Below are 10,517 nucleotides of genomic sequence, written 5' to 3' on the forward strand. Positions count from 1 at the left end.
TCGCGAACCTACACCTTACACCATTTATTCATGGCTGCGTAATGCCGGTTCGGACAGCAAAACGCGGGTTTTACAGCCTCTTCACAGTCATTTCAGACCGCTGGCCAGTTGATACACTTCCGTGGAGCGTGCCCGGCTGGCAGCCGGCTTGCGTGTCACCACCTTGCGGAAACGTGACTGGAGGGCTTTCCGGTACTCCTCAAACCCCTCGCCCTGGAATACCTTGACCAGAAACTGGCCATTGGGTTCCAGCACCCGCTCAGCCATTTCCAGCGCCAATTCCGCCAGATACATGGCCCGCGGCTGATCCACACCACTGTTACCACTCATATTGGGGGCCATATCCGACATTACAAGGTCCATCTTGCGATCCCCTACCGACGCAAGAATTTGCTCATAAACGTCATCTTCCCGGAAGTCCCCCTGAATGAAGGTCACGTCCGGTAGCGCATCCATGGCCAGGATGTCGCTGGCGATCACCACGCCCTTGCCACCGATCAGCTGACCGGCCACCTGGCTCCAGCCCCCCGGGGCCGCCCCCAGATCCAGCACCGTCATGCCAGGCCGGAACAGCTTGTCCTTCTCGTGCATTTCCAGCAGCTTGAAACTGGCACGCGAGCGATACCCCTGCTCCTGGGCCTTGGCCACCCACTGGTCGCTGAAGTGCTCCTTGAGCCAGGCCTTGCTGGTCTTGGAACGGCTGGATTTCGCCATGACTATTCTCTCGCCCTTGTAGGGCGGAAATTGGCGTATGCCAATCTCCGCCGGTGTATCCAATGTCATCATCACGGCGGAGATCGGCCTTCGCCGATTTCCGCCCAACGAACAAGGAGTTGCGAGGTACGAGTTTCGAGCGACGAAACCAATCCCGGCAAACCCCAAGTCCGGGGTTTCGATTTTGCCTTTCGCAACTCGAAACTCGTTACTCGTACCTCGCAACGCCCCTATACCCTCAGCCCGGTTGCTGTAGAATAGCGCACCACCCCCATTCGGAGCCTGTTACCGTGCCGTTATCTTCCCAGGACATCAAACGTCTGCGCCGCATCGGCCACCACCTGAAAGCCATTCTCATCTTGGGCGACAAGGGACTGACCGACACCTTTATCGAGGAGCTGAATGCCCGCCTGGAAGATCATGAACTGATCAAGGTAAAGGTTAACGCCGAAAGCCGTGATGATCGCGCCGCGATCGTGGCCGGGCTGTGCGAAAACAGCGGTGCCGAGCTGATCCAGCGCATCGGCAACATCGCCCTGCTCTACCGCGCCGCGCAAAAGCCGAACCCGAAGCTGTCCAACCTGCTGCGTTACCAGGAGGCATGAGGCTGGATGCCTGACGCATAAAGCTGCAACAGGCATCACGCTTCACGCAACATGCCAAACCATAAAAAAGGCGACGTTAAACGTCGCCTTTTTTGCGTGCAGCGTGTTGCGTGCTGCGGCCTTAAAGATGCTCTACCTTGTCGACCTCATACTCGCGGGTGCCCCCGGGAGTGTCGATCTGTACCACATCACCCTCTTCACGGCCGATCAGGCCACGGGCGATGGGTGAGTTGACGCTCAGCTTGCCCAGCTTGATGTTGGCTTCATCGTCACCCACGATCTGGTACTGCTTTTCTTCGTCAGTATCCACATCAATGATGGTCACGGTGGTGCCGAAGATCACCTTGCCGGTGTTCTCGATCTCGGTGATATCGATGATCTGCGCATTGGACAGTTTGCTCTCGATATCATTGATACGACCTTCGCAGAAACCCTGCTGCTCACGGGCAGCATGGTATTCCGCATTTTCCTTCAGGTCGCCATGCTCACGGGCTTCAGCGATGGCAGCGGAAATGCGCGGACGATCTTCTTTTTTCAGTTTTTCCAGTTCCTCGCGCAGGGCCTTGGCACCCTTTGCGGTCATCGGTACACGTTGCATAGTTATCCTCGCGTCTAAAAGGAAATCGCCCGGAGCACTCGGCTCCGAGCACTCCTGACGACGATTTACTGCATTTCTGCGTGCAGATCCTGCAGGCGGCGCACTTCAATCTCGCCGCTGATACCCAGCGCCTGACACACGGCGTGGGCTGCAGTAATGGTGGTGGTGTAGAACACCTTGTGCTGCAGGGCAGAGCGACGGATGGCGAAGGAATCGCGAATCGCCTGCTTGCCCTCGGTGGTGTTCACAATCAGGGCGATCTGGTCGTTCTTGATCATATCCACAATATGCGGACGCCCTTCCAGTACCTTGTTCACTTCTTTCACAGCAAGGCCGGCTTCCGCAATCACCTTGGCGGTACCGCGAGTAGCCACCAGGTCGAAACCACGCTCGATCAGCATGCGTGCCACGCTCACTGCGGCCGGCTTGTCCACTTCGCGAACGGAGATGAACGCAGTGCCTTTTTCAGGCAGTCGCTCACCCGCACCCAGGGACGCTTTGCCGAACGCCTCTGCAAAGGTAGCACCGACGCCCATCACCTCACCGGTGGATTTCATTTCCGGGCCGAGGATCGGATCCACTTTCGGGAACTTGGCGAACGGGAACACCGCTTCCTTCACAAAGAAGTGCTTCGGTGCAACCTCTTCAGTGAAACCCTGTTCCTTGAGGCTGGTGCCCGCCATGCAGCGCGCCGCTACCTTGGCCAGGGAGGTACCGATGCACTTGGACACGTAAGGCACGGTCCGGGAGGCACGCGGATTCACTTCCAGCACGTACACGTCGCCATCTTTTACCGCGAACTGCACGTTCATCAGGCCGATCACGCCCAGCTCCAGCGCCATGTCGCGGGACTGCTGACGCATCACGTTCTGCACATCTTCATCCAGGGAATACGGCGGCAGGGAGCAGGCAGAGTCACCGGAGTGAACACCGGCTTGCTCGATGTGCTGCATGATACCGCCGATCACCACGTCGGTGCCGTCACAGATAGCATCCACGTCCACTTCGATGGCGTCATCCAGGAAGCGGTCCAGCAGTACCGGGGAATCATTGGACACGGATACCGCGTTCATCATGTAGTTACGCAGCTCGGCTTCGTTGTACACGATTTCCATGGCGCGACCACCCAGTACATAGGAAGGACGCACCACCAGCGGGTAACCGATTTCTTCTGCCAGACGCACACCATCTTCCAGGGAGCGGGCGGTACGGTTGGGCGGCTGCTTCAGGCCAAGCTTGTTGACCATCTGCTGGAAACGCTCACGGTCTTCCGCTTCGTCGATGGCATCCGGCGGGGTACCGATGATCGGTACGCCAGCGGCCTGCAGGGCACGGGCCAGTTTCAGCGGAGTCTGACCGCCGTACTGCACAATCACGCCCTTGGGCTTTTCTTTCGCCACGATAGCGAGCACGTCTTCGAGGGTAATCGGCTCGAAGAACAGGCGATCGGAGGTGTCGTAGTCGGTGGACACGGTCTCCGGGTTACAGTTGACCATGATGGTCTCGTAACCGTCTTCGCGCATGGCGAAAGCCGCGTGCACACAGCAGTAATCGAATTCGATACCCTGACCAATGCGGTTCGGGCCGCCACCGATGACCATGATCTTTTCACGGTCAGACGGGTTGGCTTCACACTCTTCGTCGTAGCTGGAGTACATGTACGCGGTGTCGGTGGAGAATTCCGCCGCACAGGTATCCACGCGCTTGTAGATCGGCAGTACATTCAGCTCTTCACGCTTGCCACGCACATCCGCTTCCTTCACACCCAGCAGCTGGGCCAGGCGGGCATCGGAGAAACCCTTGCGCTTGAGGGCGTAGAGGCTGTCACGATCCAGGCCGCTAAAGGTGGTTTCGACCACGTTCTGCTCGGCGCGGATCAGGTCTTCGATCTGTACCAGGTACCAGCGATCGATCTTGGTGATGTTGAACACATCATCCACAGTCATGCCGACACGGAAGGCATCGCCCACTACCCAGATACGTTCCGGGCCCGGGGTCGCCAGCAACTGGGCCACCTGCTCACGGGCATCCGGGGCAGCCGGATCCACTTTCGGATCGAAGCCGATGGAATCGGTTTCCAGACCACGCAGGGCTTTCTGTACGGACTCCTGGAAGTTACGGCCGATGGCCATCACTTCACCCACGGACTTCATCTGGGTGGTCAGCACCGCATCGGCTTCGGCAAACTTCTCGAAGTTGAAGCGCGGGATCTTGGTGACCACGTAATCGATGGACGGCTCGAAGGAGGCCGGGGTCTTGCCACCGGTGATCTCGTTCTGCAGCTCATCCAGGGTGTAGCCCACCGCCAGCTTGGCCGCCACTTTGGCAATCGGGAAACCGGTTGCCTTGGACGCCAGCGCGGAGGAACGGCTCACCCGCGGGTTCATTTCGATCACCACCATACGGCCGTTGTCCGGGTTCACCCCGAACTGCACGTTGGAACCGCCGGTCTCTACACCGATCTCACGCAGTACCGCCAGGGAGGCGTCACGCATGATCTGGAATTCTTTATCGGTGAGGGTCTGGGCCGGCGCCACGGTGATGGAGTCACCGGTGTGCACACCCATGGGATCGAAGTTCTCGATGGAGCAGACGATGATGCAGTTGTCGTTTTTGTCACGAACCACCTCCATCTCGTACTCTTTCCAGCCGAGCAGGGATTCGTCGATCAGCAGCTCGTTGGTCGGAGACAGATCCAGACCGCGCTGACAGATTTCTTCAAACTCTTCACGGTTATACGCCACACCGCCGCCGGAACCGCCCATGGTGAAGCTGGGACGGATGATGCAGGGGAAACCCAGCTCTTCCAGTGCCGCGTTGGCTTCTTCCATGTTGTGGGCAATGGCAGAACGGGGACATTCCAGACCGATGGCCTTCATGGCCTTGTCGAAACGGGAGCGGTCTTCCGCCTTGTCGATGGCATCTTCGGTGGCGCCAATCATTTCCACGCCGAATTCTTTCAGCACACCGTTGTGATCCAGATCCAGCGCACAGTTCAGCGCGGTCTGGCCACCCATGGTGGGCAGCAGTGCGTCCGGGCGCTCCTTCTCGATGATCTTGGCAACCGTCTGCCAGGTGATCGGCTCGATATAGGTGGCATCCGCCATGGCCGGGTCGGTCATGATGGTAGCCGGGTTGGAGTTCACCAGGATCACCCGGTAACCCTCTTCCCGCAGGGCCTTACAGGCCTGGGCACCGGAGTAGTCAAACTCACAGGCCTGGCCGATCACGATCGGGCCAGCACCAATGATGAGAATGCTTTTAATGTCAGTTCTTTTCGGCATAGTTCACTAACCGTCGGGCGTTAATGGCTGCTTTGGACCCGGCATGGGCCGGGTCGGGTTCTGGCACTGCTGCTTTTCAGCTTTAGCGGGCTTCCATCAGTTCGATGAAATGATCGAACAGTGGCGCACAATCGTGCGGACCGGGGCTGGCTTCCGGGTGGCCCTGGAAGCTGAACGCCGGCACATCGGTACGATGGATGCCCTGCAGGGTGCCGTCGAACAGGGACACGTGGGTCACCTTCAGGTTGTCCGGCAGTTTGTCCATATCCACCGCGAAACCGTGGTTCTGGCTGGTGATCATCACCGTGCCGTCTTCCAGGGTCTTCACCGGGTGGTTGGCACCGTGGTGGCCAGTGCCCATTTTCATGGTCTGGGCGCCACTGGCCAGGGCCAGCAGCTGGTGCCCCAGGCAGATGCCGAAGACCGGCTTGCCGGTGGCCACGATTTCCTTGATCGCCTCGATGGCGTAGTCACAGGGCTCCGGGTCACCAGGGCCGTTGGACAGGAAGATGCCGTCCGGATTCATGGCCAGCACTTCGGAAGCCGGTGTCTGTGCCGGGACCACGGTGAGCTTGCAGCCACGCTCGGCCAGCATACGCAGGATGTTGCGCTTCACACCGTAGTCGTAGGCCACCACATTGAAGCGGGCTTCTTTCTGCTCGGTGTGGCCTTCTTCCAGATCCCAGGTGGACTCGGTCCAGGTATAGGCTTCGCTGACGGTCACTTCTTTCGCCAGATCCATGCCCTTCAGGCCCGGGAAGCCCTTGGCCGCTTCCAGCGCAGCCGCTTCGTCCAGGTTGTCACCGGCAATAATGCAGCCGTTCTGGGCACCCTTGTCACGCAGGATGCGGGTCAGGCGACGGGTATCGATCTCGGCGATAGCCACGATGTTGTTCTCGCGCAGGTAGTCCGGCAGGGACTTTTCACTGCGCCAGTTGCTGACCGTCATGGCCAGATCGCGGATCACCAGGCCAGAGGCCCAGATCTGGGTGGACTCCTCGTCCTCCGCAGTGATACCGGTATTACCGATATGCGGGTAGGTCAGGGTCACAATCTGTTTGGCGTAGGAGGGATCCGTGAGGATCTCCTGGTAGCCGGTCATAGCCGTATTGAAAACGACTTCACCCACGGTCTGACCCGTGGCACCGATAGCAACACCTCGAAAGATGCTTCCGTCTTCGAGAGCGAGAATGGCGGGAACCGTCAACGCAACCTCCAGGCTGGCAAGAAATTAGGGAGATATGCGGTGGGGCACTGGCCGGCCGGGAAAAACCCGCCGGCTGCTCGCAAAAAAGCGAGATGGATTGCTCCACCTCGCTTTTTCGTAGAATTCTTCATTCGTGCGCCCCACACGCCCATCACGGGCTGCGCGCTATTCTAGGGCCTCAGGAAACAAATGTCACCCTTAAAGCGGCCAGCACACGACGAGCTGCACGCAACACGCCCGGCAAACCCGCCGTGGGAGCTTGCCTGCAAGCGATAATCGCCTGCAGGCAAGCTCCCACGGTCGATTTATCCTCAGCCCTTGCCCCAGCCAGCGGCGTCGCCGGCCAAGCCGAGCACGTCCTGCATGTCGAACAGGCCCTTGTCCTGACCACCCAGCCAGGCTGCCGCACGCACCGCGCCACGGCCAAAGGCCATACGGCTGGAGGCCTTGTGGGTAATTTCTACCCGTTCACCATCGGCGGCGAACAGCACGGTATGGTCACCGACGATATCGCCGGCACGGATAGTCTCGAAACCGATGGTCTTGCGGTCACGCTCACCGGTGCGACCTTCGCGGCCATAGACCGCCACTTCCTTGAGGTCGCGCCCCAGGGTCTGGGCTACCACCTCGCCCATGCGCAGGGCGGTACCGGACGGAGCATCAATCTTGTGACGGTGGTGGGCCTCGATCACCTCGATATCCACCTCGTCCCGCAGCACCGCCGCCGCCGTCTCCAGCAGCTTGAAGCACAGGTTCACACCAATGGAGTAGTTGGGGGCGTAGCAGATGGCGATATCTTCGCTGGCGGCACGCAGGCCGGCGATCTGCTCATCATTCAGGCCGGTGGTACCGATCACCAGTTTGGTGCCCGCCGCACGACAGACCTCAATGTTCTTCACTGTGGCTTCCGGCACGGTGAAGTCGATGAAGACATCGGCATCCTTCACCACAGCCGCCAGATCGTCCGCCAACACCACACCGGCAGTGCCCTGCCCCACCAGCTCACCGGCATCGGCACCGATCAGGCTGGAACCGGGCACATCCACCGCTGCGGCCAGAGTGGTATCCGGGTTGGCGATGGTCGCCTCGATAAGAATACGGCCCATACGGCCGGCAGCACCGATAATGCCTACTTTCATGGTGTCTCCTTGATCACAAAGGCAGACGCCAGAAGCAGAACGCCTGCACCCCAACAAGGGCATAGCAAGCGTCCGGCGTCTGGCGTCCGGCATCAGGCGAGCTAGTTTACCAGAAAGGGCGCCTGATTCACTGCGTAGAGGTTACGATCGGCCCTGTTCATAAATTTACGGCGCTTGCGATCAAAACGGGCAAAGCTCATGCCGCTATCCACCCAGGCCTGCACCTCCTTGAGGCGCTTGCGGGCATAGGCACGGTCCAGCCATTCCATGGAATACTCCGCCGGCAACTGCGCCGCCAGCATCAGCTGGGCGATGGCCTGTTGGGCCTGCTCATCCCGGAAGGTATAAAGAAGGCTGTTGGCATACTCATAACGGACAATGGCCAGATCCGGCACCTTGTTCACCGACGTCTCGAACAGCTCGGTGGCATCGCGGCTGTCCGCCTCGAAGGTAAGACGCCCCGCCGCCTTGCCCACCCGGCGCAGCACATTGGCCTCGAACGCCGCATACAGTGACAGCGCCAGCGGGTGCTGCGGCTCCACCCCGAGCATCTCGGTGGCGGCATTGATCACCATGGGGCCGTAATTGCGCTGCAGCATGGCCGGCACCGATTCATCCTCCGCCAGCCGGGCCACCGCATAACCAAAGCCCAGCCTCACCATGCAGTAATCGTCTTCCAGCAGCTCATCACCAGGCAGCACCGGCGCATTCTCGCCAAACCAGGCCATATCGTTGATGCTCTGCTGCAGCAATTGCTGCTTCTGGGTCTGGGTCGGCGCCAGGTAGGTGGCATAGATGATCTGGGAGACCATGGCCGGCACCCGCGCGTAGCCACCGTAACGATTTCCCAGATCCCGGGCATGTCGCAGATCTCCGCGGAAGAACGCCTGCCACACCTCCAGCACATTGCGGCTGTGCTGCTCCCAGTCATCATCCTGATAACGCAGATCCCGGAACAGGGCCGGGAACCGCTGATAACGTGACTGCAGATACTCGGGAGACGGGAACGGCAACTGCAGGCCACGCATAAACCGGGACCAGTTGGCCGCTATCTCCTCAAAGGTATAGGTGAAGGGCGCCTGATCAAACGGCACCGCCACCCAGGGGGCATCAAGCACCGCCTCATCCAGCGGCAGGGGTGAACGTTGGGCAAAAGTAGCCTTGGCACGGTCATAGGCCTGATCCAGCGGCGCGGCCTCGAGAGGCAACGGCAAACACACAGGCAACACCGCCAACACCAGCATCCATGCCAGATTGCGAATCGTCATGTCGATCTCTTGTTGTTGTTTTTTTAGGCGATATTAGCAGGGCAGCCCGACCCGGAAAACGAAATGGTGCAAATTTAAGCTTATCGTCGTACCCCGCTCCTCTACGCTACGACACGCCCCCACAAAGCCCCATCCGCAGGAGCAGGGTTCCACCGCAATGGGGAGGGCCCGCCTGCGGTGGGAACCGAGCGTCGCAGAGTAACGCACGGATTGCAGCCCGAAGGGTGAGCGAAGCGAATAACCTGCCTGCAGACGAAGACCGGAACGGCAAAAGCATCGCTTGCAGGCAAGCTCCCACAACGCCCACTTTCGCAGAAGGAATCACAAAGGATCGCCAGCAGGCTGGCTCCTACGGGAAGATCAGGCTGGCTTGCGCCTTAAGCGAGGCATAAAAAAGGTTCATCGCGGATTAGCGGGAACGAATGAGGTGGCGGCGAGTGATCCGAGTTAAGTTGTTTGTGCGACCAAGCAACCAGACAAGGACACCGCCGCCATGCTCGATGCTACGATCCCCGGCTTTTGCTGGGAAGGCTTTTTGCCTGCCCGATGCACTCAACTCGCTGATTCGCACTGCCTGATTGAGCTGATTCCCGACCCTGACAGGCCTCCCCGGTGTCAGCATTGCCGCCAACCCTGCCAGCAGATCCACGACACCACCGTGCGACGAGTCCGTGATCGTGACCTCTTCGAGTACAAGGTCTGGCTGGACGTGCCGGTTCGGCGACTTCGCTGTCCTCGCTGTGCGGTCGCTCGCGAACAGCTTGATTGGCTGGCACCGCATTCACGGATTACCCATCGCTTTCAGCAGCATATCGAGGTGCTGCTGACACTCTTGCCGATCAAGCATGTGGCCCACCTCAGCGGCCTGCACTGGCACACGCTCAAGGCACTGGATAAGGCTCGTCTGGCCCGGAGCGTGCCCGAGCCGGATCTTGATCAGGTCCGGTTTCTTGTCATGGATGAGTTTGCCCTGTTCAAGGGGCACCGCTATGCCACAGTCGTCATGGATGCCGAGCGAACCCAGGTGCTATGGGTAGGCGAAGGTCGTTCCCGGGAGGCCATACGGCCCTTCTTCGAATGGATGGGCAAGCATTGCCGGCAGATCCAGGCCGTCGCTATGGATATGAACACGGCGATGGACCTAGAGGTAAAGGAGCACTGCCCTCAAGCCAAGGTGGTGTATGACCTGTTCCATGTGGTGGCCAAGTTCGGCCGAGAGGTGATCGACAGGGTGCGCGTGGATCAAGCTAATCAGCTACGCCACGACAAGCCCGCCCGTAAAGCCGTAAAGCGCTCTCGTTGGCTGCTGCTACGCAATCGCAGCAATCTCAAGCAAGACCAGGAGGCGCAGCTGGAGGCTCTGCTGGAAGTGAACAAGCCACTGATGCTCGTCTACATCATGAAAGACCAACTCAAAGGCTTGTGGTATGCGAAGAGCGAGCGGGCCGCCCGTTGGCGCTTTACACACTGGATGCGACAGGCTCAGGCCAGCAAGCTGGAGCCCTTGATCCGCTTCGCCCGACTCCTGAAGCCCTATGCCGAAGGCGTTATCGCAAGCGCTTCATACCGACTGAACACCAGTGTCCTGGAAGGGGTAAACAACAAGATCAAGGTCATCAAGCGAATGGCTTATGGATACCGGGATAGCGACTACTTCTTCCTGAAGATCAAAGCCGCTTTTCCCGGAAATCCGCGATGAACC

At 59.5% G+C, this 10,517-nt stretch carries 8 protein-coding genes; 2 read left to right on the plus strand and 6 right to left on the minus strand.

Annotated features, from left to right (window positions below; all coding sequences use genetic code 11):
• Positions 1–87: 87 nt before the first annotated feature.
• Complete coding sequence (rlmE, locus tag MWU49_RS16730) at positions 88–714, minus strand: 23S rRNA (uridine(2552)-2'-O)-methyltransferase RlmE (protein WP_246974553.1); 627 nt, start codon at positions 712–714, stop codon at positions 88–90.
• A 290-nt stretch (positions 715–1,004) separates the two neighbouring features.
• Between rlmE and MWU49_RS16735 the strand changes: the two genes are divergently transcribed.
• Entirely contained in the window at positions 1,005–1,319 is a 315-nt protein-coding gene (locus MWU49_RS16735) for a YhbY family RNA-binding protein (RefSeq protein WP_246974555.1), read from the plus strand.
• 121 nt (positions 1,320–1,440) lie between these two features.
• Here MWU49_RS16735 and greA read toward each other — a convergent pair whose 3' ends face one another.
• The 5 genes from greA to MWU49_RS16760 form a co-directional block, all read right to left on the minus strand.
• Complete coding sequence (gene greA / locus MWU49_RS16740; protein WP_246974558.1) at positions 1,441–1,917, minus strand: transcription elongation factor GreA; 477 nt, start codon at positions 1,915–1,917, stop codon at positions 1,441–1,443.
• A 65-nt stretch (positions 1,918–1,982) separates the two neighbouring features.
• On the minus strand, positions 1,983–5,201 hold the full coding sequence (gene carB / locus MWU49_RS16745) for a carbamoyl-phosphate synthase large subunit (protein ID WP_246974560.1): 3,219 nt from the start codon (positions 5,199–5,201) through the stop codon (positions 1,983–1,985).
• 82 nt (positions 5,202–5,283) lie between these two features.
• Positions 5,284–6,408: a glutamine-hydrolyzing carbamoyl-phosphate synthase small subunit gene (gene carA, locus MWU49_RS16750; RefSeq protein WP_246974562.1), complete on the minus strand. Its 1,125-nt coding sequence runs from the start codon at positions 6,406–6,408 to the stop codon at positions 5,284–5,286.
• 311 nt (positions 6,409–6,719) lie between these two features.
• Positions 6,720–7,547 (minus strand): 4-hydroxy-tetrahydrodipicolinate reductase, encoded by an 828-nt coding sequence (dapB, locus tag MWU49_RS16755; RefSeq protein ID WP_246974565.1) that lies wholly within the window; start codon positions 7,545–7,547, stop codon positions 6,720–6,722.
• A 101-nt stretch (positions 7,548–7,648) separates the two neighbouring features.
• A complete protein-coding gene (locus MWU49_RS16760; protein WP_246974567.1) occupies positions 7,649–8,815 on the minus strand; it encodes a hypothetical protein in 1,167 nt (388 codons plus the stop codon).
• A 493-nt stretch (positions 8,816–9,308) separates the two neighbouring features.
• Here MWU49_RS16760 and MWU49_RS16765 point away from each other — a divergent pair, with 493 nt between their 5' ends.
• Positions 9,309–10,514 carry an ISL3 family transposase gene (locus MWU49_RS16765; RefSeq protein ID WP_246974568.1) on the plus strand — a complete coding sequence of 402 codons (1,206 nt, stop codon included), beginning with the start codon at positions 9,309–9,311 and terminating at the stop codon, positions 10,512–10,514.
• Positions 10,515–10,517: the final 3 nt, after the last annotated feature.

It is taken from the genome of Alcanivorax sp. S6407 (genome assembly GCF_023016115.1).
GTDB lineage: Bacteria > Pseudomonadota > Gammaproteobacteria > Pseudomonadales > Alcanivoracaceae > Alcanivorax.